Here is a 26,127-nt window from a genome sequence, read left to right as displayed (position 1 = left end):
ACCTGGAGAAATGTAATGACAACAGCTTCATTAGTTCTGACCAACGGTAAGTTTCATACGGTGGACCGTGACAATCCGCTGGCAACCGCAGTGGCGATTAAAGATGGCAAGTTTCTGGCAGTGGGCAGTGAAGCGGAGGTGATGCAGTTCGCCGATGCGGCGACTAAAGTTGTCGATCTGCAAGGACATACCGGTATTCCGGGGCTAAACGACTCACATCTGCATTTAATCCGTGGCGGCCTGAATTACAACCTTGAGCTGCGTTGGGAAGGCGTGCCATCGCTGGCGGACGCGTTAAGAATGCTGAGAGAGCAGGCGCTGCGCACGCCTAATCCGCAGTGGGTTCGTGTGGTGGGCGGCTGGAATGAGTTTCAGTTTGCTGAACGCCGCATGCCTACGCTGGATGAAATTAACGAAGCGGCACCGGATACGCCAGTATTTATCCTGCACCTGTACGATCGTGCCCTGCTGAACCGCGCGGCACTGAAAGTTGTCGGTTATACCCGCGACACGCCGAATCCGCCGGGCGGCGAAATCCAGCGCGACAGCAAAGGTAATCCGACCGGCATGCTGATTGCGCGGCCTAATGCGATGATTTTATATGCCACGCTGGCAAAAGGACCAAAACTGCCGCTGGAGCAACAGGTTAATTCCACACGTCAGTTTATGCGTGAACTGAATCGCCTTGGTGTCACCAGTGCGATTGATGCCGGTGGCGGTTTCCAGAACTATCCTGATGATTACGAAGTGATTTCTGAACTGCACGCGAAAAAGCAGCTGACCATTCGCATTGCGTACAATCTGTTTACCCAGCGCCCCGGCCATGAGCTGGAAGATTTTGAAAAGTGGACTGATATGCTGAAGCCGGGCCAGGGTACTGATTTTTATCGACATAACGGCGCGGGTGAAATGCTGGTGTTCTCGGCGGCCGACTTCGAAGACTTCCTCGAACCGCGTCCCGACCTGGCTCCGGGTATGGAAGATGAGCTGGAACGCGTGGTGCGCCATCTGGTGGAGCAGCGCTGGCCATTCCGTTTGCATGCAACCTACAACGAATCCATCAGCCGCATGCTGGATGTGTTTGAAAAGGTTAACCGTGAGATTCCGTTTAACGGCCTGCACTGGTTCTTTGACCATGCAGAAACCATTACTGAAGCCAATATTGAGCGGGTAAAAGCATTGGGCGGTGGCATTGCGGTACAGCACCGTATGGCGTTTCAGGGGGAGTATTTCGCCGAGCGTTACGGTAAAGAAGCCACCAAACAGACGCCGCCGGTGGCGCGGATGCTCGAGGCTGGCGTACCGGTCGGGCTGGGGACGGATGCGACGCGTGTCGCCAGTTACAATCCATGGACCGCGCTTTACTGGCTGGTTTCCGGTCGTACCGTTGGTGGTATGGCGATGTATGACGACAATGCGCGTCTCGATCGTGAAACGGCACTGATGCTCTGGACGCAGGGCAGCTCCTGGTTCTCCAGTGAGCAGGGCAAGAAAGGGCAGATTAAAGTCGGCCAGCTGGCGGACCTGGTGATTTTATCGCAGGACTATTTCAGCGTGGCGGAAGAAGCGATTAAAGGTATCGAATCGGTACTGACGATGGTGGACGGCGAAATTGTTTACGCTGCGGGCAGCTTTGGCCCACTGGCACCGCCGTCGATTCCGGTCCTGCCGGACTGGTCGCCGGTAGTCAGCGTGCCGGGTCATTACCGCAGCGCACCGCCGCAGGCTAATGGCCGCGTGGCGTTAATGCAGCAGGTACACCATTGCAGCGGACCATGTGGCGTACATCAGCATTCACATAATATCGCGCGAGGATCGTCGGTGCCGGTAGCGGATGATAACGCTTTCTGGGGCGCGCTGGGCTGTTCCTGCTTCGCGTTTTAGACCATTAAAGCAGGAGGACTGTAGGGGAGCCGAAAACGGCTCCCCTACAATTTCAGCCGCTTACCCGCGCTTTCCGTTAGCAACTTCTCGCACCTTCGGCCATAGTGTTAACTGCACTTTTTCCCCCGTTAACTGATGCGAAAGGAGCACGGCTATGACCCGTCTGACGGCAAAAGACTTCTCTCCGGAACTGCTTGAGCTTTACGATCACTATGTGCACGGCAAAATTACCAAGCGCGAATTTCTCTCGCTGGCCTCTAAATTTGCAGTCGGTGGCACGGCGGCGGCGGTATTGGGGGCGCTGATGCCCAATTACGCTTTAGCTGAGCAGGTTGAATTTACCGATCCTGATATTGTTGCGGAATACATTGAATATCCGTCGCCTGGTGGTCATCAGAAAGTGCGGGGATATTGGGTGCGGCCTGCTGCGGCCACCGGGCCGGTTCCGGCGGTGGTGGTGGTGCATGAAAATCGCGGGCTGAATCCCTATATTGAGGATGTGGCGCGCCGGGTTGCCAAAGCCGGATTTATTGCGCTGGCACCGGACGGACTCAGTTCCGTAGGCGGTTACCCGGGTAATGATGAAAAAGGGCGTGAACTGCAACAGGCGATTGATGCCACCAGACTGATGAATGATTTCTTCGCCGCGATTGAATTTTTGATGCAGCATAAGCAGGTAAACGGCAATGTTGGTATTACCGGTTTTTGTTACGGCGGCGGCGTATCGAATGCGGCGGCGGTGGCCTATCCGGAATTAAAAGCAGCGGTGCCATTTTATGGGCGTCAGCCGAAAGCCGAAGATGTCGCGCGCATTAAAGCGCCATTACTCATTCACTACGCCGAGCTGGATACGCGAATTAACGAGGGCTGGCCTGCTTATGAAGCGGCGCTGAAAGCCAATAATAAAAACTATCAGGCGTATATTTATCCGGGCGTACATCATGGTTTTCATAATGACTCGACGCCGCGCTACGATAAGCCAGCGGCGGATCTCGCCTGGGACCGAACCATCAATTGGTTCCGCGAATATCTGATGTAATTCAGCATCATTGAATGGCGACGCTGCGGATATCGGCGTTCGCCTTAAACGATTTCAATCAGCTGAAATTCCTCAAAAACCAGCTCCATATCTTCAGAAAATGTGCCTGCACGCTGAAAAAATTGCTGATGTCCGGCTCGCCAGTGATTAAGGCTAAGATCGCCTTCGCCCTCCAGTCTGGCTTGTGATGCAGTGACGTCGCAGTAGCGTACCAGCCGCATCGCTACGGTTCTGATCACACAAGCTGGCTCTCCTGCACTGTTCAGAATGATGCTGTAACTGCCCACCACGGGCGGCGTTGTCTCTTTGCTGTAAGAGTCGAAAGAACAACAGCTGGCGGTCTTGATACCTTTAATTACCAGCTCTGCCAGCTCATCAGCCAGTTCCGCTGTATCACCAAATGACCAGCTAAATGCACCGGGATATTTATCTTGCAGAATTGCGAGAGCGTTGCCCATTTTTAACTAAAATCCTTGTTGATAAGGTGGGGTTTAATCCGATGCGTTCTTTGTCTTCAGTGCGGGACATACCCGCCCTGTGTTGCAGATCGCTGACCGGGCGAGCAATGCGCCAGTGGCCTGGAAGTAGAGTTAATTCTCCGGACAAAAGGATGACTACTGGCAACCCGCCGCAATTGCCGCGGCTAATCCCTGTGGATTCTCCCATGACATCGCATGTCCGGCGCGGGCGACCACCGAGAGATTAATCCCGGCAGCCTTAACGATATCAACATCCTGGTCAAAAGGTGAGTATTCACCCACTATCAGGCCGCAGCGCATCGGTAGCGTGGTAAAGATGTCCAGCCAGCAAGGCGTAATGCCGTTAACCAGCGAGGAGGCGTCACGCCAGGCGGCCTGCGCTAACGTCATTTGCATTGAACCAGCCCACGGCGTGTCATCTTCTTCAATCAGCAAATCGTGGCCGTAAGCGATAAATTCAATTTCATCCTGCGCGGCAATGATACGGCTGAAGCTACCGCCACCGGCGCGAAAGTTGGGCTCGGAGACCAGCAGCGTCGTCAGGTTAGCGGGTTTCATCGCCGCCACTTCAATCGCGATGCTGCCGCCCATACTGTGGCCGTAGAGAGTGAACGCCGGTAATGCGAGATGGTTTAACAATTCGATTATTACTCGTGCCTGGTCGCTGGTGGTGTAGCTAAAGCTGGCGGGCTTATCGCTAAAGCCGGATCCGGGCAGATCGATCAGAATAATGCGATGATCGCGCAATGCCGGATCGGCAGCCACGCGCGGGTATTCATAGGACGCTGCACAACCCAGACCGTGGATGAATACGATCGGCGCTTGTTCACCGGGCAGATCGTGATAGCGCACTTCACCTGAAAGCACCGAAGAGAAAAAGCAGTTCAATGTGAAACTCCTTTGCATTGTTGAGCAAGCGACTGGCATTCTATTATGCTTATCCCTTCATCGTTATAGTAGCGGGAGTGTGCAGTGCAAGGCGTACCTGAACAGTTTCCATGTGAAAAAGATCGCGCACAGTTCCGTCATTTACCGTCGTTGCCGGGAGTGGAGCTGTATCACGCGCATATCTCCAGCTACGCGTTTGAGCCGCATACCCATGAAGCTTTTGGTATTGGCACCATCGATTTTGGCGCGGAGCGCTTTCGCTATCGCGGCGTCAATCACGTTGCGCCGACCCATTCGCTGGTATTGATGAATCCGGACGAACTGCATACCGGCGAGTCAGCCACAGATGAAGGCTGGCGCTATCGGATGCTTTATATTGAGCCGCAGATGCTGGAGTCACTTTCCGGTGAGCAGGGCTGGTGGTTTACCGATGCGGTACGTGACGATCTCGCCACTTCACAACAGCTGTCACAGTCGCTGGCCGCACTCTGGCAGGCGAGTGATTCGCTGGCGGCAGAGAGTTTGTTGCTGAATATCATGCAATTATTCCGTCCTCACGCGCGGGTGGCAAATAAGCTGCAGGCTGAGCCTGCGCATCGCTTTGATATCGTCAGAGACTACCTGCGGGCCAATTTCGAGCGCAATATCACGCTCGCCGAACTGGCGGCGCTGGTGTCGCTGAGTCCTTATCATTTCCTGCGTCAGTTTAAGCAGCAGTATCACGTTACGCCGCACCAGATGCTGATGGCGTTTCGTCTGTTTGAGGCAAAGCAGCTGCTAACGCGCGGTGTGCCGCTGGCGGAAGTGGCGGCAACGTCGGGCCTGACCGACCAGGCACATCTGACGCGCACTTTTTCTCAGCGCTATGGTATTACGCCGGGCCGCTATCAAAAGCAGGTCATGCCGCCACGGCGTTAACCGCAATCTCATACAATATTTCTGCCGTAATTCACGCCAGACTGATGGCTGTTTTTACTGTTTAGCAGGCTAATCATGTTCTCTGGCGTATTATTTGCTCTCTCCGCAGGCTTAATGTGGGGATTAATTTTTGTTGGCCCGCTGTTGGTGCCGGAATATCCGGGAGCGTTGCAGTCGGTCGGGCGTTACGTGGCGTTTGGTCTGCTGGCGCTGCCGCTAGCGTGGCATGCGCGTCAACGTTTACGCCAGCTGTCGCGTGCCGACTGGATTGAGGCGCTAAAACTGACGGTGATTGGCAATATTCTCTATTACACCTGCCTCGCCAATGCTATCCAGCGCACCGGTGCGCCTGTCTCGACCATGATTATCGGCACGCTGCCGGTGGTGATCTCGGTAACCGCCAACCTGGTCTATGGGCATCATGACGGCCGATTATCGTGGCGCAAACTGACGCCTGCCTTGCTGCTTATTGCGCTGGGGCTGATATGCGTTAATGCGGCGGAATTGCAAAGTGGCGCGGTGGATTTTGATCTCTGGCGCTATCTCAGTGGCATTGCGCTGGCGCTGATTGCCGTTGCCTGCTGGACCTGGTATCCGCTACGCAACTCTCGCTGGCTGCGGGAGAATCCGGATAAAAAACCGGGCACCTGGGCGACCGCGCAGGGGCTGGTGACATTGCCGGTCGCGTTGATTGCCGGTGTGGTGGTAACAGCGAACCTGGCGCTGACTCAGCCAGCCTTTGCGCTGCCGTTTGGCCCGCGCCCGGAAGTGTTTATTCCACTGATGCTGGTCATTGGCCTGTTTTGCTCGTGGCTGGGCGCGTTATGCTGGAATGAAGCCAGCCAGCGTCTGCCGACGGTACTGGTTGGCCCATTGATTGTCTTCGAGATTCTGGCAGGATTGGGATATACCTTTCTGCTGCGCCAGCAGTGGCCGCCGTTAATGACGCTGTGCGGGATTATTTGCCTGATCGCCGGAGTGATCTACGCGATGCGGATTAAACCCGAACCGGTGATTAAACCGCTGTCGTCATCCCGCTAAGGCTTTTACGGCATCGGCCAGTTGGCCGGTGCCTGGCTCATCACGTCAACAAACACGTCTTTCGATACATCCCAGAAGTGGTTAACGTTCTCCATACTCAGGGTGATGCCGAACAGACCAGTAACAAACCAGCATGACATACCAATACCAATGCCACTAAAGATAAACGCCATGGCATTGCGGCTTTTCTGACGGCATTTAATTTTGAACGTGCTGGCGAAAAACATCATCACTGCGCTCAGCAGTTCCCAACGCATAAGTAGCACACTGGCGGTTAAAGTGCCCATCGAACAAACCTCTTGAGATGAAAGCCCTGACCTGAAAAAGCGGCATCATCAAAGGGGCGGAAGAAATGTCAGGAAGATTTCTCAGCGCGCTGATACCGGGATATATTTGTGACGTGGATCACATTATATCACCGGATTTTAAATATTGAACGATTTTTATACCTGGTATGGTAGTTTTTTGCGCAGTACTGAAGGAGAAATAACAGGGCAGCCCCTGATGCCTGTGACATCAGGGGAAGGGAGAGCGAGGTCAGTGAAATTAGTTACTCTGGCCGCAGCCCGCAAAGCGCGCGGCGCAGTCGAACGGATAAGGACGTTGACGCTGCAAACTCTGACGACGCATGGTGTGACGATAAGCGGTCGGCGTCTGGGAGAACTGACGGCGAAATACGCGAGAAAAGGTCTGCTGCGAGTCATAGCCATACTGCATAGCAATATCAAACACCGGGCGCTGGGTTTTTGACAGTGCTTCCGCAGCCAGTGTCAGGCGACGCTCACGAATGTATCCACCCAACGTCTGTTTCGTGACGGTACGGAACATACGTTGCAGGTGCCACTTCGAATAACCTGATTTCGCTGCCACTTCATCAATCGATAACGTTTTATCTAAATTCTGTTCAATCCAGCCAGTCAGTGTATGAATAATTTCGTTATGCATCATGACCTCATCCTTCATTTATAGATTTTGATTTCGCTGTTCTGTTGGTGGAGGAGTATAATTCCTCAAGTTAACTTGAGGTAAAGGGCTAAATGAAAAAAGATCGCAATCGCCAGAAAACCGTTCTGACGCCCGGCGAAGTGGCGAAGCGCTGTGGCGTCGCCGTCTCCGCACTGCATTTTTATGAATCCAAAGGATTAATTTCCAGCACGCGCAATGCCGGCAATCAGCGTCGTTATCAGCGTGATGTATTGCGCCGGGTGGCAATCATCAAAATTGCCCAGCGCATTGGCATTCCGCTGGCGACACTCAGTGACAACCTGATGAATGTGCCGGTCGATAAAAAGATTTCGGTAAAGGCCTGGTCTGAGTTGACGCAGCAGTGGCGTTCAGAGCTGGATAAGCGTATTGAAACCCTGACGCGCCTGCGCGATCAGCTGGATGGTTGTATTGGCTGTGGCTGTTTATCGATGAGTGACTGTCCGCTGCGTAACCCGGACGACCGTCTTTCCACCCAAGGAACCGGGGCGATATTGCTCAATCCGGAAATTGAAAGTGAGGATGAAGGTCTATACTGATTAATCGCCGTTAAACACAAGGTTACGCCATGATCACTGTTCATCATCTCGATAATTCGCGCTCGCAGCGTGTGCTGTGGCTGCTGGAAGAGCTGGAAGTGCCTTACCAGATCAAACGCTATCAGCGTGAAAACAGCATGCTGGCTCCTGCCGAGTTAAAAAAAGTTCATCCGCTGGGTAAATCACCGGTGATTACCGATGATAACCGCGTAATTGCCGAATCTGGCGCAATTCTCGAGTACCTCGCCGAACGCTATGACTCTGAATATCGGCTAAAACTGTCTGATGAAGAGGAGATGCTGCAGTCTCGTTACTGGCTGCACTACGCGGAAGGTTCGCTGATGCCGCTATTGGTGATGAAGCTGATCTTTAGCCGGATGGGTAAACCGCCGGTGCCGTGGCTGATGCGCCCGATTGGTGCCGCATTCGGTAAAGGAGTACAGAAGGCGTATCTCGATAAGCAAATTGTTACCCATCAACAATTTATTGAGCAGCATCTGGCTAAAAATCCGTGGTTTGCCGGGCAAAATTTCAGTATCGCCGATGTTCAGATGAGTTTTCCACTTCAGGCGTTGACCACGCGCGACAGTCTTACCAATACGCCTCATACCAAAGCCTGGCTGGATAAAATTCAGACCCGCGCCGCCTGGCAGCGTGCGATTCAACAGGGTGGCGAGCTGAAGCTGGGGTAGTTTCTTCATTCCAAAGCTATCACCCTGATGTGGCTGCGGATTGTTGATAAGAAAACCCTATTACGCAGTGTCGCCGCCGCCAGGTACAGTCTGATCGGCGGTTAGCGAGCGCATTTTACTGCTGAAATATCGCTAAATGTCGTCATTTAACCGTAAACAGCAGTTGAAAATCCGTCATTAAAGGCAGGATAATCGTTTACCTTTTAAATCGGCGCACTCAGTGCGCCTTTTATCTGGCCGGCGAAGTAAACGTTTGCTTATTCGCTTATAGGGTAATAACAGCTTTTATGTCGGGAAGTGTGTTTCCCGCCACCAGGGTGCGACTGATACGCGCCATGCATGAATACATCATAAGAAATCTCAGGGGATATTCTCTATGTCGACTCCTTCACGTCAGGCCAGCGGTTCTTTCGACGCCTGGTTTAAAATCTCTGCGCGCAACAGCAGCGTGCGTCAGGAGGTTTTAGCTGGCCTCACGACCTTCCTTGCCATGGTTTATTCGGTGATTGTGGTGCCGGGTATGCTGGGCAAGGCAGGCTTTCCGCCAACCGCAGTGTTTGTTTCAACCTGTCTGGTTGCCGCTTTTGGCTCCATTATTATGGGCTTATGGGCTAATTTGCCGATGGCGATTGGCTGTGCAATTTCACTGACCGCTTTTACTGCTTTCAGCCTGGTGCTGGGCCAGCAGATCAGTGTGCCAGTGGCGCTGGGCGCGGTATTCCTGATGGGGGTGCTGTTTACCATTATCTCGGCCACCGGCATCCGCTCCTGGATATTGCGTAATATGCCGATGGGCGTAGCGCATGGAACCGGAGTCGGTATCGGCCTGTTTCTGCTGCTGATTGCTGCCGACAGCGTGGGTCTGGTGGTGAAAAATCCCGCGCCGGGTCTGCCGGTGGCATTGGGTGACTTCGCCTCATTTCCGGTTTTGCTGTCACTGATCGGCCTCGCGGCAATCTTTGGTCTGGAAAAACTGCGTGTACCGGGCGGAATTCTGCTGACGATTATTGCGATATCAATCATCGGGTTGATCTTCGATCCAGCGGTGAAATATCAGGGGCTGTTTGCGATGCCAAGCCTGAGCGATGCCGAAGGCAACTCGCTGGTGTTCAGCCTTGATATTCTCGGCGCACTGAAACCGGCGGTATTACCTACGGTACTGGCACTGGTGATGACCGCGGTGTTTGACGCCACCGGCACCATCCGTGCGGTAGCGGGCCAGGCTAATCTGCTGGATAAAGACAACCAAATTATTAACGGTGGAAAAGCGCTGACGACTGACTCGGTCAGCAGCATCTTTGCCGGTCTGGTTGGTTCATCGCCTGCGGCGGTGTATATCGAGTCCGCAGCCGGCACCGCGGCGGGGGGTAAAACCGGCCTGACGGCGATTGTCGTTGGCCTGCTGTTTATGCTGATTCTGTTTATGTCGCCGCTGGCCTACCTGGTTCCGGCTTATGCCACCGCACCGGCGCTGATGTATGTTGGTCTGCTGATGCTGAGCAATGTCTCAAAGATCGATTTCGGCGACTATGTTGATGCCATGTCCGGCTTGCTGTGCGCGGTATTTATCGTACTGACCTGCAATATCGTTACCGGCATCATGCTGGGCTTTGGTGCGCTGGTGATTGGCCGTATCTTTGCCGGTGAGTGGCGCAAGCTGAATATCGGTACTGTGGTAATTGCCGTAGCGCTGATTGCTTTTTATGCAGGCGGCTGGGCGATTTAATCAGTGATGAGGTATGGGGAACGGATGCCCCAGCGAAATATTCTCTTTTCCGCTACATCACGCCATATTTCGGCGTTTTTACGCCAGAATCGTCTCTAATTTCCCTGACCGCACGTCCTGTTTTTAAACGGTTTGCCTTTTTGTTTTACAATTCCTTCAGGCATGTTGTTCCCCATGCCTGTATTTATCACGCCTGTTGGAAGAAGAGGCTTCAAGGAAAGCATGGAAATATTCTTTACAATACTGATTATGACGCTGGTGGTTTCACTATCCGGTGTCGCTGCACGCATAATTCCGTTTCAGATCCCCTTACCGCTGGTGCAAATCGCCGCCGGTGCACTGTTAGCCTGGCCAAATTTTGGCCTGCATGTGGACTTCGATCCTGAACTGTTTTTAGTCCTGTTTATTCCGCCGCTACTGTTTGCTGACGGCTGGAAAACGCCGACCAGTGAATTCCTGCATCATGGCCGCGAAATAATCGGCCTGGCGCTGGTGCTGGTGTTGATCACCGTGGTCGGAATCGGCTATCTGATTTACTGGATGGTGCCTGGCATTCCACTGATTCCGGCATTTGCGCTGGCGGCGGTGCTGTCGCCGACCGATGCGGTGGCGCTTTCCGGCATTGTCGGAGAAGGGCGAATACCGAAGAAGATCATGTCGATTCTGCAGGGCGAGGCGCTGATGAACGATGCCTCTGGCCTGGTCTCGCTTAAGTTTGCCGTCGCAGTGGCGATGGGCACCATGGTGTTTACCGTTTCAGGTGCCAGCGTCGAATTCCTGAAGGTAGCGATTGGCGGCCTGCTGGCGGGTATTGCCGTTTGCTGGTTGTTTGGTAAATCATTGCGCCTGTTCAGCCGTCTGAGCGGTGACGATCCGGCAACGCAAACCGTTTTGCTGCTGCTGCTGCCGTTTGCCTCTTATCTGATTGCAGAACACCTTGGGGTTTCCGGCATTTTGGCGGCAGTGGCTGCCGGTATGACCATCACCCGCTCTGGCATTATGCGTCAGGCACCGTTAGCGATGCGACTGCGTGCCAACAGCGTCTGGCAGATGCTGGAGTTTGTGTTTAACGGCATGGTGTTCCTGATGCTTGGTCTGCAGTTACCGGGCATTCTGGAAACCTCGGTGGCAGAGGCTCAGGCCGATCCGAACGTCCAGCTGTGGATGCTGTTTACCGATATCGTGTTGATCTACGCGGCGCTGATGATTGTGCGTTTCGGCTGGTTGTGGATTATGCAGCGTCTGAGCCGTCGGTTTATGACCAAACGCCCAATGGAGTTCGGCAACTACTCAACGCGTGAGTTATTGATCGCGTCGTTTGCCGGCGTGCGTGGTGCAATTACCCTCGCGGGTGTGCTGTCGATTCCACTGCTGCTGACCAACGGTGATGATTTTCCGGCGCGTTATGAGCTGATTTTCCTCGCTACCGGCGTGATTCTGTTCTCGCTGTTTGTCGGGGTGATTTTGCTGCCGATTCTGCTGCGTGGTGTCGAGGGCATTGATAAGTCAGCCCATCGCCATGAGATGCAGAATGCCCGTGCCGCGATGGCGGGGGTGGCGATCGAAAGCCTGCGTAAAATGGAAGAGCGACTGGCCGTTGATACCGAAGAGAATATTGATACCGAGCTGCTGAAAGAGACCAGTGCGCGGGTTGTCGGCAATTTGCGTCGGCGTATCGACGGTAAAGAGGATGCAGAACGCGCGCTGTTTGCGGAAAACCTTGAACGTCGCTTCCGCTTAACCGCGCTGCGCGCCGAGCGTGGCGAGGTTTACCATCTGCGTGCGACGCAGCAAATCACTAATGAAACCATGATGAAGTTGCTGCACGATCTCGATTTGCTGGAAGCATTGCTGATTGAGAAAGAGGAGTAACCGGCATCCTTCCACAGGGGAGGCGAGAGCGTCTCCCCTATACCGATAATCTCGGTGCTTCACCCGGCCAAAACTCACGGCAACAGTGAATCCACGCCTGCGCACTGCGCGACAGATAGCTGCCTTCTCGCCAGATTAACCCCAGTTTCCACTCCATATCCGACTCCAGCGGCAACCACAGTAGCGATTGCTTATCCAGCCGCTGACAAATTGGCTCCGGTAACACCGCCACGCCCATGCCTGCCTGCACCATTGCTGCCAGAAAATCCCACTGACCACTGCGCACCGCAATTTTCGGTGTGAATCCGCTGCGCTGAAAAGCCTGCATCAGCTGACGGTTAAGTGAAAACTCCTCGTTAAAAATCAGAATCTGATGTTCGGCCAGTTCAGCCAGCGCAATGCTGCTTCGGTTCAGCCACGGTGCGCTGCGCGGCACCAGCACGCAGAGTGGATGACTCATTAGCGGCAGAGTGTTTAACGGCAGATCCTCTGCCAGCGGCAGCGCGGTCAGCGCTAAGTCGAGACTGCCGGACAGCACCGCTTGCTGCACGGTAAGCCCACCGAACTCTGAAATTTTCAGTTCAATGCCCGGATAACGCTGACGAAAGGCGGAAATCGACCCCACGATCTGCATACCAACCATTGGCGGAATGCCGAGACGCAGCTCGCCGGTTTTCAATTCATTAATATCGCCAATCTCGGTTTCCAGCTGTTTAAATTCCTGCAGGATGGTCAGACCGCGCTGATACACCGCTTGTCCGGTATTGGTCAGATGCAGTTTGCGGCCTTCGCGTACCAGCAGGGTGCAGTCCAGCTCCTCTTCCAGTTGACGCAGCATTTTACTGATGGTCGGCTGGGTCACATACAGCTGCTCTGCTGCACGGGTAAAGCTTTGCTGACGAACCACTTCGACGAAATAGCGTAGGGCTCTGACATCCATGATGTATTCCTTTTGTGCATAGTTTCGATAATTTTAATTCATTTCTTTCACCCTTTGTCAGAGATTTATACTGACTGCATTAACTACCTGAAGGGGAAAGAATCATGGCGTTGGCACTACACCCGCACACGGCGGGGCGGCTGCAACGTTTACAGGTGCCGCTGCAGGTGGCGCTTTATGCCGGGATGTTTATCGCCTCAGAACGGCTGGTAGAGTGGCTGCATCTGCCGTTACCGGCCAATATCGTCGGCATGCTGCTGCTGTTGGCGCTGATTATGCTGCGGGTGCTGCCGCTGAACTGGGTAAAAGCCGGTGCAACCTGGCTGCTGGCGGAAATGTTGTTGTTCTTTGTGCCTGCGGTCGTGGCGGTGGTTAATTACTCACAGTTGCTGCGCGTCGAAGGCTGGCGCATCTTTCTGGTGATTGCCATCAGCACCACGCTGGTGCTGGCTGCCACCGCGCTGGTGGTCGACCGCGTTTACCGCTTCGAAATCTGGCTGGCACAGCGTAGGCAGGCACGTCATGAATGATTTTATTCTCAGTATGATTTGCCTGATCGCGACGCTGTTGATCTATTTCCTCAACAAACGCCTGTACCGGCGCTGGCACAAACTGCTGCTGATGCCGCTGGTGATGACGCCGATGCTGCTGGTGACACTGCTGATTATTACGCATATCTCGTGGCAGAATTATATCGGCGAGAGCCGCTGGTTGCTGTGGCTGTTGGGCCCGGCAACGCTGGCATTTGCCGTGCCGGTTTACGAAAATATGGCGATTATCCGCCGTCACTGGATGTCGCTGACTGCCGGCGTGATTACCGCTACTACTGTTGCGGTGTTCAGTTCGGTATGGCTGGCGCGTTTGCTGATGCTGCCAGAAGAGATCCAGCGCAGTCTGGCGGTGCGCTCCATTACCACGCCTTTTGCACTGGCAGCAGCGAAACAGCTGGGTGGCCAGCCTGACCTGGTGGCGCTGTTTGTGGTGATCACCGGCGTATTTGGGATGGCGATTGGAGACATCCTGTTTTTACGCCTGTCCGTGAAGCAGGGGCTGGCGAAAGGCGCAGGTTTAGGGGCTGCATCACACGGTGCCGGAACAGCAAAAGCCTATGAACTGGGGCAGCAGGAAGGCGTGGTTTCCAGTCTGGTGATGATGCTTTCAGGGGTGGTGACGGTGATTATCGCACCGGCAATTGGTCATTTGATGTGGGCAACACTGTAACGTGTTAGTAAGTAGTCGCTTACCTTTAATACTTTAAAAGTAGTGTATATCTGCTTGTTAAAGCGTTTTTTTTTCGTTTACCATCCATAATCTGAAAGTAAGCCAGTTGAAAATGGAGTCTGGTCGTGAAAAAAATTATTTTAGGCAGTGGCGTTGCAATGTTGATGTTAGCCGGCTCAGCACAGGCTATTGAGGGCTCTGTTCAGGTTGGTGAGCGCTTCACTAACATGAGTGTTGGACTGGGAACCACCACGCCAGGCCTGAGCCTGTCTGGTAACTGGTTGCGCAGTGATCATGACGGTAATGTATCCGGACTTGGCCTTGGTTATAACATCGGAATTGGCTCGATATTTCTGTCACCTGGCGTGAAGGCGATGTATATCAGCCCGAAAGATACCAAAGACGGTTATTCAGTGGCGGTCGGTGGTGGCGTGCAGGTGCCGGTAACCAATATACTGGGCGTATATGGCGAATACTATTACTCACCAGAGTCCTTCTCCAGCCGTATCGATCGCTATCAGGAAGCTTCCGCTGGCGTCAGCTTTAGCCCAATCACTCTGCTGGATGTGCGCGTAGGTTATAAATACCTGGCGATGGACGGCAAAAATGGTCGTAAAGACAATGTGTTGGCAAATGGCCCGTATATGGGTGCTTCCCTGCGTTTCTAATCACTCGGATGTGATTAACAGATTTAAGGCCGGGCATATTGCCCGGCCTTTTTTATTACTTAATGTGACTTGCTGCTCTGCTCAATGCCAACACCGGTCTGTGAACGAACAAACTGATCGCGGAAACGCAGGCGCTCCTGCGCACCCTCTGCTGACTTATCGGTTACCGAGAACAACCAGCATCCGATAAATGCCGCCAGCATGGAGAACAGCGCCGGGTATTCATAGGGATAAATCGGTTTTGCGTTGCCCAGCACCTGGACCCAAATGGTTGGGCCGAGAATCATCAGAATGACCGCCGTCAGCAATCCTGCCCAGCCACCAATCATCGCGCCGCGCGTGGTCAGCTTAGACCAGTACATCGACAGCAAAATAATCGGGAAATTACAGCTGGCTGCAATGGAGAACGCCAGACCGACCATAAAGGCGATGTTCTGCTTTTCGAACATAATGCCCAGCAGAATGGCGACAATCCCCAGAACCAGGACGGTAATTTTAGAAACTCTCAGCTCCTGACGTTCCGAAGCCTGTCCTTTACGGAACACGCTGGCATACAGGTCATGAGAGACCGCAGAAGCACCAGCCAGCGTCAGGCCAGCAACCACCGCCAGAATGGTGGCGAAGGCAACCGCTGAGATAAAGCCAAGGAACAGACTGCCGCCGACCGCATCGGCCAGATGCACCGCGGCCATATTATTACCGCCAATCAGCACACCAGAAGCATCTTTAAAGTCCGGATTAGCGCCGACCAACAGAATCGCGCCAAAGCCGATAATAAAGGTCAGGAAGTAGAAATAGCCCATAAAGCCAGTGGCGTACAGCACGCTTTTACGCGCTTCACGGGCATCGCTGACGGTAAAGAAGCGCATCAGGATATGCGGTAAACCGCCGGTACCGAACATCAGACCAAGGCCAAGTGACAACGCCGAGATTGGATCGTGCACCAGCCCGCCCGGCCGCATAATTTCCTGGCCTTTAGGGTGCACCGCCATTGCTTCGGTAAACAGTGTGTTAAAGCTAAAGCCGACGGTTTTCATCACCATAATGGCCATAAAGCTGGCACCGAACAGCAGCAGTACCGCTTTAATGATTTGCACCCAGGTCGTTGCCAGCATGCCGCCAAACAGTACATACAGCACCATCAGAATACCAACCAGCACGACAGCGATGTGATAGTCGAGGCCAAACAGCAGCTGAATGAGTTTACCGGCACCGACCATCTGAGCGATCAGATAAAGTGCAACCACCACCAGTGAACCACAGGCCGACAGGATGCGAATCGGTGTCTGTCTCAGACGATAGGAGGCAACATCGGCAAACGTATAGCGGCCGAGATTGCGCAGCCTTTCAGCAATTAAAAACAGAATAATTGGCCAGCCAACGAGGAAACCCAGTGAATAGATCAGCCCATCGTAGCCGGAGGTATAAACCAGAGCAGAAATGCCGAGAAAAGAAGCGGCAGACATAAAGTCACCGGCCATCGCCAGACCATTCTGAAAGCCGGTAATATTGCCGCCGGCGGTGTAATAGTCGCTGCGTGAACGGGTGCGTTTCGAGGCCCAGTAAGTAATCCCTAAGGTTGCGGCGACAAACACCAGAAACATGATAATCGCTTCATAGTTGGTCGACTGTTGTTGAACTTCTCCGGTCAGGGCGTCGGCGGCGAGTGCCGCGAGTGGCAGCAGCGTCAGTGCTGCTAAAGCTGCATAACGCGCTTTCATCCTTTTACCTCACTGAGAATCTGTTGAGTCAGGCGATCAAATTCGCCATTGGCGCGCCAGACATAAATGGCGGTGAGCACAAATGAAATAACGATCAGGCCGACGCCCAGAGGAATTCCCCGCGTAACATTGGTTCCTGCATACAGCGGTGTACCAAGCCAGCCGGGAGCAAAGGCAATTAACAGAATAAAACCGACGTAGAGCACCAGCATAATCAGGGAAAGTGTCAGGGCGAAGGCCTGGCGTTTGTGCACCAGCTCTTTGAAACGCGCACTGTTTTCTATCCGTTGATAAATGACGTCATTCATCACAGCATCTCCAGAGTAAGAGGCGCGGGCTGCCACATTGAGTGCGGGCGGTGCGCACCCTCTGCTGGCGGCGCGCTATCCGGACTCAGACTGCCTGTGACAATAACGCCCGTGGTATTGAGGTGTTTTTATCATTATTTTTCAGGCCGGGGCGTCCTGCCCCGACTACAGCTTACGGCATCTTAATGGTTTGTTTTTCTTCAACTAACTTCTCAACCACTCCAGGATCGGCGAGGGTTGAGGTATCACCAAAGTTACTGGTGTCACCGGCAGCAATTTTGCGCAGGATGCGACGCATAATTTTGCCAGAGCGGGTTTTTGGCAGCGAATCGGTCCAGTGCAGCACATCGGGAGTGGCGATGGGGCCAATCTCTTTACGCACCCAGCTGCGCACTTCGCTGTACAGCTCTGGCGTTGGGTCTTCACCGTGGTTCAGCGTGATATAGGCATAAATTGCCTGGCCTTTGATGCTGTGCGGAATACCGACCACTGCCGCTTCGGCAATCTTGGGATGAGAAACCAGCGCCGATTCGATTTCGGCAGTACCCAGACGGTGACCGGAAACATTCAGCACGTCATCGACGCGCCCGGTGATCCAGTAGTAACCCTCTTCGTCACGACGCGCACCGTCGCCGCTGAAATACATATTTTTAAACGTGGAGAAGTAGGTTTGCTCAAAGCGTTCATGATCGCCGAACAACGTGCGTGCCTGGCCGGGCCAGGAGTCGACAATCACCAGGTTACCTTCGCTGGCACCTTCCTGAGGATTACCTTCGTTATCGACTAATGCAGGCTGCACGCCAAAGAACGGCTTAGTGGCCGAGCCGGCTTTCAGCTCGATAGCGCCCGGCAGCGGGGTAATCATGAAACCACCGGTTTCGGTTTGCCACCAGGTGTCGACGATCGGACAGCGGCTGTCGCCAATTTTTTGGTAGTACCACTCCCAGGCTTCCGGATTAATCGGTTCGCCGACCGAGCCCATAATGCGCAGCGAGGAACGGTGAGTACCTGCAATCGCCCGATCCCCTTCGGCCATCAGCGCACGGATGGCGGTAGGTGCGGTATACAGTATGGTAACGTTATGTTTATCAACGACTTCTGCCATGCGGCTCGGCTGCGGCCAGTTTGGCACCCCTTCAAACATCAGCGTGGTGGCACCGCAGGCCAGCGGGCCGTACAGCAGATAGCTGTGGCCGGTGATCCAGCCGACATCGGCGGTACACCAGTAGATATCTTCCGGGTGATAATCAAACACATATTTGAAGGTGGTCGCGGCATACACCAGATAACCGGCGGTGGAGTGCAGTACCCCTTTCGGTTTGCCGGTCGAACCTGAGGTATAGAGAATAAACAGCGGGTCTTCCGCGTTCACTTCTTCAGGCTGATGATGCGAGCAGGCGCTGTTCATCAGCTCATGCCACCAAAGATCGCGCCCATTGTGCCACTCGATATCTTTGCCGGTGCGTCTGAACACCACCACATTACTGACGGTTTTAACGCCAGGATTTTTCAGCGCGTCATCGACATTTTTTTTCAGTGGAATCGTACGTCCGGCACGAATACCTTCATCGGCAGTCACCACCAGTCGCGCGCTGGAGTCGATAATACGTCCGGCAACGGCCTCCGGCGAGAAGCCACCGAAGATAACGGAGTGGACGGCACCGATGCGCGCACACGCCAGCATCGCCACCGCCGCTTCCGGCACCATCGGCATATAGATAGCTACCACGTCGCCTTTGTTAATGCCCAGCTCTTTTAATGAATTGGCAAAGCGGCACACTTCGCGATGCAACTCGCGATAGGTCAGAGTTTTACTCTCGCTGGCATCATCGCCTTCCCAGATAATTGCCGGGTGGTCACCACGTTCGTGCAGATGGCGGTCCAGGCAGTTCGCTGCGAGGTTAAGCGTGCCATCTTCAAACCAGCGAATACTCACGTTGCCCGGTGCGAAAGAGGTGTTCTTCACGCGGGTGTAAGGTTTAATCCAGTCAAGTATTTTGCCTTGTTCTCCCCAAAAAGCCTCGGGATCTTGTACCGACTGCTGATACATCGACTGGTACTGTTCTGCATTGATCAGGGTATTTTCCGCAATGTTCGCGGGAACGGGATGTTTGTGTATTTGGCTCATGGCTGGTCTCCTTGAAGTTGTTAATACTATGTCAACCAAAAGTTAATTAAAGATGGGGAGGCCGCTTTGTTTCTTTTTTGCGCGACAGATCACGTGAATAGTAAAAATTATGAAAATTCCATGATTATTACGTGCTTGCTACGTGCGAAAGGTGAGGATCTTCTGAGGTTAAGTGCAAGAAAGCTCCAATTGAACTGCTCAAAAAAACAGCAAACGGCACTGATTACTCTTTAAACAAATTTGCATATATATGCCGAAAAGGCATTAAATATTACTTTTTATTACAGAGAGTTAGGTTTTCGATAACTTATCAGCATTTAATCCTGTCAGGCAGGGTGAGTTTTGCACAAAGTCGCTAAGGGTTGCTTTTATGCCAATGAAAATGGTACTGATTACGCGCCTGTTATTCAGGCGTCAACCATCAATAACCCTCGATTCTATCGGACTATTGTCCGCCTCCCAAGAGTGTAAAACTTCCGCACGCTGCACGTGGAAGTGGGGTTTTGTTAAGGAAATTAAGCGTTATGAAAGGTGTAAAAATCAGCCTTGCCTGGCAAATTTTGATTGCACTGGTATTGGGGATCATCGTCGGAGCGATACTGCATAACCAGACGGAACAGCGTGAATGGTTAGTCACTAACTTTCTCAGCCCGGCTGGCGATATCTTTATCCATCTGATCAAAATGATCGTCGTGCCGATAGTGATTTCCACGCTAATCGTCGGTATTGCCGGCGTGGGCGATGCGAAAAAACTGGGTCGTATTGGCGTTAAAACTATTATTTACTTCGAAGTGATTACCACCATTGCCATCGTGGTAGGCATTACCCTGGCCAATGTGTTCCAACCTGGTAGCGGCATTGATATGTCGACGCTGGCAACGGTGGACATCTCTAAATACGAAGCGACCACCGAGCAGGTGCAGAGTGGTGCGCACAGCCTGGTGATTACCATCATGTCGCTGATTCCGACGAATATCTTCGCCGCAATCGCAAAAGGTGACATGCTGCCGATCATCTTCTTCTCGGTACTGTTTGGTCTGGGGCTGTCGTCTCTGCCAGCAGAACATCGCGATCCGCTGTTGAAAGTATTCCGTTCAACCTCAGAAGCGATGTTTAAAGTTACACATATGATTATGCGTTACGCACCTATCGGTGTTTTTGCGCTGATCTCGGTGACCATCGCTAACTTTGGTTTCGCCTCACTATGGCCGCTGGCTAAGCTGGTGATCCTGGTATACGCCGCGATTCTGTTCTTTGCCTTTGTGGTGTTGGGCACGGTGGCGCGCATCTGTAAGCTGCGTATCACTATGCTGATGCGTATCCTGAAGGATGAGCTGATTCTCTCTTATTCTACCTCCAGCTCGGAAACGGTGCTGCCGCGGATTATGGAGAAGATGGAGGCCTATGGCGCACCCAAGGCGATTACCAGCTTTGTGGTGCCAACCGGTTACTCGTTTAACCTCGATGGCTCCACGCTGTATCAGAGTATCGCGGCGATCTTTATCGCTCAGCTGTATGGTATTGAGCTGTCAATCGGTCAGGAAATTATCCTGGTGCTGACGCTGATGGTGACCTCAAAAGGTATCGCTGGCGTGCCGGGCGTCTCTTTTGTGGTACTGCTGGCAACGCTGGGCAGTGTGGGTATTCCACTGGAAGGGTTGGCGTTTATTGCCGGTGTTGACCGCATCATGGATATGGCGCGTACCGCGCTGAACGTGGTGGGTAATGCGCTGGCGGTGCTGGTTATTGCCAAATGGGAAGATCAGTTTGACACTAAGCAGGCGGAACAGTACGAGCTTTCGCTCCGAACCCAGAACGCTTAGTTAGCGAAAACCCGTCCTCCGGACGGGTTTTTTTTATTTTAATTTCCGCCAATTCCCTGCGTTATCTCTCAAAATCCCATCAAACTCTGCCGCTGAAATTTGTAATTCTTGTAATAGCCAAAATGCAGGAATAAATTATTCCTTCAAAGCCAGTCATCCGGGAATATTTATGAAAATTGATCTGAATGCAATGATTACTGAAGGTCGCAATCCGGCCAGCGAAAACATTGACGAATTGTCTACCGAAGCGATGCTGCGGGTGATCAATCAGGAGGATCAGAAAGTCGCGCTGGCAGTAGAGGCTATCGTGCCGGAAATTGCCCGTGCGGTTGATGCGATAGCAGCGGCATTTCAGCAGGGTGGCCGGCTGATTTATTCCGGTGCCGGTACTTCCGGACGTTTGGGTATTCTGGATGCAAGTGAGTGCCCGCCAACCTACGGGACTCCGCGTGAACAAGTGGTGGCGCTGATTGCCGGTGGCCATAAAGCGATTTTGCAGGCGGTAGAAAACGCGGAAGATAATCGTGAAATGGGAGTGGACGATCTGAAGGCGATCAATTTTAGCGCCAAAGATGTGTTGGTGGGTATCGCCGCCAGCGGCCGCACGCCCTATGTCGTGGCGGCCCTCGAGTATGCTCGCCAACTTGGCGCAACCACTGCTGCACTGACCTGCAATCCCGACAGTGAAATCGCCCGCATTGCCGATATCGCGCTGACGCCCGTGGTCGGCCCGGAAGTGATTACCGGCTCCTCGCGGATGAAGGCCGGCACCGCGCAAAAGCTGGTACTGAATATGCTGACCACCGGCGCGATGATCCGCAGCGGCAAGGTATATGGCAACCTGATGGTCGATGTGGAAGCCACCAATAAGAAGCTGATTCAGCGTCAGGTGAATATCGTGTTACAGGCCACCGGCTGTAGTGAGGCCGAAGCACAGAGCGCGCTCAGCGCCTGCGGTGGCCAGTGTAAAACAGCGATTCTGATGGTGCTGGCGCAGCTTTCCGCCGAAGAGGCGCAGGCATTGCTACGGCAGAATCATGGCTTTATTCGTCAGGCTCTGCGTCAGCAAGGAGCCTGACCATGGCGAAAATCACCCGTACGTTGATTGAGGCCATTTTACAGGCGATCGGTGGCGCACAGAATGTGGCAGTGTGCGGCAACTGTATGACGCGGCTGCGCCTGACGCTGCATGATCAGACGTTAGTGCAGCAGGCAGAGTTGAAATCCCTGGCTGGGGTACTGGGTGTGGTGAACAGTGACGATCAGCTACAGGTGATTCTCGGGCCGGGAAAAGCGCAAACCGCAGCGGAGATGATGAACCTGCTACTGGCAAGCGGCGATCAACCCGCCGCGCCGGATTTACAGGCGCTGGCTGCTGAGAATAAGCAGCAGCAGAAAGCCAGACAAAACAGCGGCGTCCATCAGTTTCTGGCAAAATTCGCCACCATCTTTACCCCGTTAATTCCCGGATTTATCGCCGCAGGTATGCTGCTCGGCATCGCCACTTTACTGGAGCAGATTTTCCAGCTTAACAGCGCGGGTGAGCATAATGCGCTGCTGGTGCAGGCGGTGGGCTATATGAAAATATTCAGCAAGGGGCTGTTTACCTTTCTGAGTATTCTGATCGGTTATAACGCGCAGAAAGCCTTTGGCGGGTCAGGCGTCAATGGCGCGATTATCGCCTCGCTGTTTTTACTCGGTTATCAGCCGGATGCCACGGTAGGGTACTACTCAGGTATCGACAACTTTTTCGGCATGGTGATTGATCCGCGTGGCAGCATTATTGGCGTATTAATGGCGGCGATAGCCGGTGCGTGGATTGAGCGGCAAATCCGCAAGTGGATGCCGGACAACCTCGATATGATCCTGACCTCAATGCTGACGCTGCTGATCACTGGCGCACTGACCTTTGTGGTGATTATGCCCATCGGCGGCGAGCTGTTTAAAGCCATGTCGTGGCTGTTTATCCACCTGAATGGCAATCCGTTTGGCTGCGCGATATTAGCCGGATTATTCCTGCTGGCGGTGATGTTCGGTATTCATCAGGGCTTTATTCCGGTCTATTTTGCGCTGATGGATGCGCAGGGTTTCAATTCACTCTTTCCGATTCTGGCCATGGCCGGCGCCGGGCAGGTAGGCGCGGCGCTGGCGCTGTACTTCCGTTCGCAGCAGGGTTCGTTACTGCGCGCGCAGGTTAAAGGGGCAATTATTCCGGGGTTTCTTGGCGTCGGGGAGCCGCTGATCTATGGGGTGACCTTGCCGCGTGTCAAACCGTTTATTACTGCCTGTATCGGCGGAGCCGTCGGAGGATTCTTTATCGGCCTGGTCGCCTGGCTGGGATTACCGGTCGGATTAAACACTGTTTTTGGCCCTTCAGGGCTGGTTTCTCTGCCGTTAATGACCTCCGCACAGGGTATCTTCGCGGGCATGGCGGTGTATGCCGCAGGGATGGCGATTGCCTGGATTGCCGGTTTTGCCGCAACCTGGCTGTTTGGCTGTAAAAATGTCGATCTCAGTTAATCCATTTCTGGCGTAGCCCGTCTCCGGACGGGTTAACCCGGCGAAAACATCCATTTGATTTACTCTAAATCACACCTTAACTAACTCTGCTTACCACGTGGTTATCTCTGTTACTGCACTTTGCCTTTACTCCTTCATTAATAATGCTTCCGCTGATTACAAATATTTCTCTTATGGCTAAAGTTATCCTCCCGCGCAGCCGAAAATATAAAAAAAAGTAAACCATCCTGCCCTGTAAGCGATGTTCATTCCCTTAAGGACCCGATCGATGCGCAATAACCAGCCTGTAACGCAGCAAGAGTATGTGTTTGATAACGATGCGACTCTGATGTCGACCACCGATCTCAACAGCTATATCACTTACGCCAATGATGCGTTTATTGAGGTCAGTGGTTTTACCCCGGAAGAGATTAACGGTCAGCCGCACAATATGGTGCGCCATCCTGATATGCCGCCGGAAGCATTTGCCGATATGTGGTCGACGCTGAAACAGGGAGAGCCATGGACCGCTCTGGTCAAAAACCGCCGTAAAAATGGCGACCATTACTGGGTGCGCGCCAATGCCATTCCGGTGGTGCGCAATGGTCGCGTGCAGGGCTATATGTCAGTGCGCACCAAGCCGTCGGCGGAAGAGGTGCGGGAAACCGAACAACTTTATCGTCAGTTTCGTGAGGGAGGCAGCAAAGGTCGTCGTTTCCACAAGGGGCTGATTGTGCGCACCGGTATCATGCGCTGGCGCTCAATATTCAAAACGTTACCGCTGCGCTGGCGCATCCGGTCCACTCTGTTGGCGCTATTGCCGTGCAGCGCACTGGGCGTCTGGCTACTGGGGATGGCAGCCGGAGGGTTACTGGCATACACCGCGTTAATGGCGCTGATGCTGCTGCTGGCGGGTAGCTGGCTGGAGCATCAGGTATCGCGGCCAATTGAGCGGGTTTGTCAGCAGGCGCTAAGCGTGGCGACCGGCACCAGCCATAAAGTTGAGCAGATCGATCGGGTCGATGAAGTGGGTATCACGCTGCGCGCCATTGGTCAGCTGGGACTGATGTTCCGCTGGTTAGTGGATGACGTCAGTGGTCAGGCAATAAATGTGCTGAGCGCCAGCGACGCGGTTGCTCAGGGTAATAATGAACTGAGCCGGCGCACCGAGCAGGCGGCGGCCAATGTGCAACAAACTGCGGCTACCATGAACCAGATGACTGCCACGGTAAAAAGCAATACTGAGAGTGCCGCAGAGGTGAATAGTTTGTCGATTTCGACCAGTAAAGCGGCGGTGAAGGGCGGCGATGCGATGGGCAATATGGTCACGATGATGGCGGAAATTGCCGACAGTTCGCGAAAAATCGCCAATATTACCAGCGTGATTGACGGCATTGCCTTTCAAACCAATATCCTGGCGCTGAATGCCGCGGTTGAGGCCGCGCGTGCTGGCGAGCAGGGTAAAGGTTTTGCGGTGGTTGCTGGCGAAGTGCGTAGTCTGGCGCAGCGCAGCGCTACCGCCGCCAGCGAGATTAAAAACCTGGTGGAAACCAGCGCCTCGCGGGTGAAAACCGGCACTGAGCATGTCAACGATGCCGGTAAGACGATGGAAGATATTGTTTCTCAGGTGCAAAACGTGACCTCACTGATTGCGCAAATCAGCTCGGCGACGGCAGAGCAGGCCACCGCGCTGTCTGAGGTCAGCCTGGCGGTAGAGGATCTGGATAATATTACGCATCAGAATGCGGCGCGCGTGCAGGAAGGTGCCGAAGCTTCCGACCGTATGGCACGGCAGGCGACCCGGCTGGTGGAAGCGATTAGCGTGTTTCGCTAATTTCGCAATTGGGCGGCACGCTTGTCGCCCTGATAGATTTAGGCCAATGTATCGACGATAAGGTACTATCCGCTCATGTTGGCTGCATCTTTGGTCAGTTGCTGGAAAGAACTGAACCGTTGATGCGCTCATCCACCTTAACGCGACAAGTTTATTAAAACGACAGGTATCACGATGGCAAAGTTAATCCTGCGCGATCAGAAGATCGCCGCCGATCGCTTCACCGGCGAGAAGATCGAACACGCGAGCTTTATTAACTGCGATTTTTCAGCGGCCGATTTAACCGATACGCAGTTTATTGACGTACAGTTTTATCATCGTGACAGCCAGTTGGGCTGTAATTTCAGTCGTGCAACGTTAAAAGATGCCGGCTTCCACAGTTGCGATCTGTCGATGAGCAACTTCAGCCACGCCAATCTGCTCGGAATCGAGATCAGAGATTCAATGCTGCAAGGTGCCGATTTCCGCGGTGCCAGCTTTATGAATTTCATTACGCCAAAAGTGTGGTTTTGCAGCGCATATATCACTAAAAGCAATCTCAGCTATGCCAATTTCGCCAATGTGGTGCTGGAAAAATGCGAGCTGTGGGAAAACCGTTGGCTGGGCACTCAGGTGATGGGGGCAAAATTCAGCGGTTCCGACCTCTCCGGCGGTGAGTTTTCCGCTTTTGACTGGCGCACGCTCGATATCACGCATTGCGATTTGACCCGCTCCTCGCTGGGCGAGCTTGATGTGCGTTACGTCGATCTCGAGGGCGTTAAACTCGACAGCAATCAGGCAGCAGCCCTGATGGAACGGCTGGGCATTCTGGTGGTGTCGTAACACAGCAATACACAGTGTGACACTATTTCATTGCTGGGTGCTCTGGCAGCTGACATACAGCAAAAGCGGCCGTCAGTTGCATTTATGCTATTGTTAATCAA

General features: G+C 53.4%; 24 protein-coding genes. 16 read left to right on the top strand and 8 right to left on the bottom strand.

Features of this window, described 5'->3' with window-relative positions; all coding sequences use genetic code 11:
* The first annotated feature begins 15 nt into the window (after positions 1 to 15).
* Both RIN69_RS20560 and yghX read left to right on the top strand, forming a co-directional pair.
* The gene (locus RIN69_RS20560) at positions 16 to 1,884 is read left to right on the top strand and encodes an amidohydrolase (RefSeq protein WP_313854212.1); all 1,869 of its coding nucleotides are present in this window, start codon (positions 16 to 18) and stop codon (positions 1,882 to 1,884) included.
* Between the two features lie 154 nt (positions 1,885 to 2,038).
* Entirely contained in the window at positions 2,039 to 2,923 is an 885-nt protein-coding gene (yghX, locus tag RIN69_RS20555) for a YghX family hydrolase (RefSeq protein WP_313854211.1), read from the top strand.
* A gap of 44 nt (positions 2,924 to 2,967) precedes the next feature.
* Here the strand turns inward: yghX and RIN69_RS20550 are convergent, their stop codons facing one another.
* Complete coding sequence (locus RIN69_RS20550) at positions 2,968 to 3,381, bottom strand: ASCH domain-containing protein (RefSeq protein WP_313854210.1); 414 nt, start codon at positions 3,379 to 3,381, stop codon at positions 2,968 to 2,970.
* Positions 3,382 to 3,537: 156 nt separating this feature from the next.
* Positions 3,538 to 4,290 (bottom strand): alpha/beta fold hydrolase, encoded by a 753-nt coding sequence (locus RIN69_RS20545; protein WP_313854209.1) that lies wholly within the window; start codon positions 4,288 to 4,290, stop codon positions 3,538 to 3,540.
* A gap of 84 nt (positions 4,291 to 4,374) precedes the next feature.
* On the opposite strand from RIN69_RS20545, the gene RIN69_RS20540 reads away from it, so the two are divergent.
* Positions 4,375 to 5,208 carry an AraC family transcriptional regulator gene (locus tag RIN69_RS20540; protein WP_313854208.1) on the top strand — a complete coding sequence of 278 codons (834 nt, stop codon included), beginning with the start codon at positions 4,375 to 4,377 and terminating at the stop codon, positions 5,206 to 5,208.
* Between the two features lie 75 nt (positions 5,209 to 5,283).
* Entirely contained in the window at positions 5,284 to 6,249 is a 966-nt protein-coding gene (locus tag RIN69_RS20535; RefSeq protein ID WP_313854206.1) for a DMT family transporter, read from the top strand.
* Between the two features lie 5 nt (positions 6,250 to 6,254).
* On the opposite strand, the gene RIN69_RS20530 is transcribed toward RIN69_RS20535, so the two are convergent.
* Positions 6,255 to 6,536, bottom strand: coding sequence for a YjcB family protein (locus tag RIN69_RS20530; RefSeq protein WP_313854204.1), 282 nt, complete (start codon positions 6,534 to 6,536; stop codon positions 6,255 to 6,257).
* Between the two features lie 259 nt (positions 6,537 to 6,795).
* Positions 6,796 to 7,197, bottom strand: a complete 402-nt coding sequence (gene soxS, locus RIN69_RS20525; RefSeq protein WP_313854203.1) for a superoxide response transcriptional regulator SoxS — start codon at positions 7,195 to 7,197, stop codon at positions 6,796 to 6,798.
* A gap of 89 nt (positions 7,198 to 7,286) precedes the next feature.
* Between soxS and soxR the strand changes: the two genes are divergently transcribed.
* The 4 genes from soxR (at position 7,287) to RIN69_RS20505 (ending at position 12,062) form a co-directional block, all read left to right on the top strand.
* Positions 7,287 to 7,772 carry a redox-sensitive transcriptional activator SoxR gene (soxR, locus tag RIN69_RS20520; protein WP_313854201.1) on the top strand — a complete coding sequence of 162 codons (486 nt, stop codon included), beginning with the start codon at positions 7,287 to 7,289 and terminating at the stop codon, positions 7,770 to 7,772.
* A 29-nt stretch (positions 7,773 to 7,801) separates the two neighbouring features.
* Positions 7,802 to 8,464, top strand: a complete 663-nt coding sequence (locus tag RIN69_RS20515; protein ID WP_313854199.1) for a glutathione S-transferase family protein — start codon at positions 7,802 to 7,804, stop codon at positions 8,462 to 8,464.
* 376 nt (positions 8,465 to 8,840) lie between these two features.
* Positions 8,841 to 10,190, top strand: coding sequence for an NCS2 family permease (locus RIN69_RS20510; RefSeq protein WP_313854198.1), 1,350 nt, complete (start codon positions 8,841 to 8,843; stop codon positions 10,188 to 10,190).
* Positions 10,191 to 10,412: 222 nt separating this feature from the next.
* Positions 10,413 to 12,062, top strand: coding sequence for a Na+/H+ antiporter (locus RIN69_RS20505; RefSeq protein ID WP_313854196.1), 1,650 nt, complete (start codon positions 10,413 to 10,415; stop codon positions 12,060 to 12,062).
* Positions 12,063 to 12,099: 37 nt separating this feature from the next.
* Here RIN69_RS20505 and RIN69_RS20500 read toward each other — a convergent pair whose 3' ends face one another.
* Positions 12,100 to 13,002, bottom strand: a complete 903-nt coding sequence (locus tag RIN69_RS20500) for a LysR family transcriptional regulator (RefSeq protein ID WP_313854195.1) — start codon at positions 13,000 to 13,002, stop codon at positions 12,100 to 12,102.
* Positions 13,003 to 13,106: 104 nt separating this feature from the next.
* Between RIN69_RS20500 and RIN69_RS20495 the strand changes: the two genes are divergently transcribed.
* The 3 genes from RIN69_RS20495 (at position 13,107) to RIN69_RS20485 (ending at position 14,891) form a co-directional block, all read left to right on the top strand.
* Complete coding sequence (locus tag RIN69_RS20495) at positions 13,107 to 13,532, top strand: CidA/LrgA family protein (RefSeq protein WP_313854193.1); 426 nt, start codon at positions 13,107 to 13,109, stop codon at positions 13,530 to 13,532.
* Positions 13,525 to 14,223 carry an LrgB family protein gene (locus tag RIN69_RS20490; RefSeq protein WP_313854192.1) on the top strand — a complete coding sequence of 233 codons (699 nt, stop codon included), beginning with the start codon at positions 13,525 to 13,527 and terminating at the stop codon, positions 14,221 to 14,223. Before RIN69_RS20495 ends, RIN69_RS20490 begins: the two co-directional genes overlap by 8 nt.
* A gap of 158 nt (positions 14,224 to 14,381) precedes the next feature.
* The gene (locus tag RIN69_RS20485) at positions 14,382 to 14,891 is read left to right on the top strand and encodes a YfaZ family outer membrane protein (protein ID WP_390902555.1); all 510 of its coding nucleotides are present in this window, start codon (positions 14,382 to 14,384) and stop codon (positions 14,889 to 14,891) included.
* Positions 14,892 to 14,950: 59 nt separating this feature from the next.
* Here RIN69_RS20485 and RIN69_RS20480 read toward each other — a convergent pair whose 3' ends face one another.
* From RIN69_RS20480 to acs, 3 genes are all read right to left on the bottom strand, one after another.
* Positions 14,951 to 16,612 (bottom strand): cation acetate symporter, encoded by a 1,662-nt coding sequence (locus RIN69_RS20480; RefSeq protein WP_313854189.1) that lies wholly within the window; start codon positions 16,610 to 16,612, stop codon positions 14,951 to 14,953.
* On the bottom strand, positions 16,609 to 16,920 hold the full coding sequence (locus tag RIN69_RS20475; protein WP_313854188.1) for a DUF485 domain-containing protein: 312 nt from the start codon (positions 16,918 to 16,920) through the stop codon (positions 16,609 to 16,611). The genes RIN69_RS20480 and RIN69_RS20475 overlap by 4 nt, the downstream gene beginning before the upstream one ends.
* Positions 16,921 to 17,092: 172 nt before the next feature.
* On the bottom strand, positions 17,093 to 19,048 hold the full coding sequence (acs, locus tag RIN69_RS20470; RefSeq protein WP_313854187.1) for an acetate--CoA ligase: 1,956 nt from the start codon (positions 19,046 to 19,048) through the stop codon (positions 17,093 to 17,095).
* A gap of 524 nt (positions 19,049 to 19,572) precedes the next feature.
* Between acs and gltP the strand changes: the two genes are divergently transcribed.
* The 5 genes from gltP (at position 19,573) to RIN69_RS20445 (ending at position 26,026) form a co-directional block, all read left to right on the top strand.
* Positions 19,573 to 20,871, top strand: coding sequence for a glutamate/aspartate:proton symporter GltP (gltP, locus tag RIN69_RS20465; RefSeq protein WP_313854186.1), 1,299 nt, complete (start codon positions 19,573 to 19,575; stop codon positions 20,869 to 20,871).
* Positions 20,872 to 21,040: 169 nt separating this feature from the next.
* Positions 21,041 to 21,949 carry an N-acetylmuramic acid 6-phosphate etherase gene (gene murQ / locus RIN69_RS20460; RefSeq protein WP_313854185.1) on the top strand — a complete coding sequence of 303 codons (909 nt, stop codon included), beginning with the start codon at positions 21,041 to 21,043 and terminating at the stop codon, positions 21,947 to 21,949.
* 2 nt (positions 21,950 to 21,951) lie between these two features.
* Positions 21,952 to 23,391 (top strand): PTS N-acetylmuramic acid transporter subunit IIBC, encoded by a 1,440-nt coding sequence (gene murP / locus RIN69_RS20455; protein WP_313854184.1) that lies wholly within the window; start codon positions 21,952 to 21,954, stop codon positions 23,389 to 23,391.
* Positions 23,392 to 23,659: 268 nt separating this feature from the next.
* A complete protein-coding gene (locus RIN69_RS20450; protein ID WP_313854183.1) occupies positions 23,660 to 25,204 on the top strand; it encodes a methyl-accepting chemotaxis protein in 1,545 nt (514 codons plus the stop codon).
* Positions 25,205 to 25,378: 174 nt separating this feature from the next.
* The gene (locus tag RIN69_RS20445) at positions 25,379 to 26,026 is read left to right on the top strand and encodes a Qnr family pentapeptide repeat protein (RefSeq protein WP_313854182.1); all 648 of its coding nucleotides are present in this window, start codon (positions 25,379 to 25,381) and stop codon (positions 26,024 to 26,026) included.
* The last annotated feature ends 101 nt before the right edge of the window (positions 26,027 to 26,127 follow it).

The sequence above is a fragment of the Winslowiella toletana genome (assembly GCF_032164335.1).
GTDB classification, from domain to species: domain Bacteria; phylum Pseudomonadota; class Gammaproteobacteria; order Enterobacterales; family Enterobacteriaceae; genus Erwinia; species Erwinia toletana_A.
This window is presented reverse-complemented; position numbering and strand designations above follow the sequence as displayed.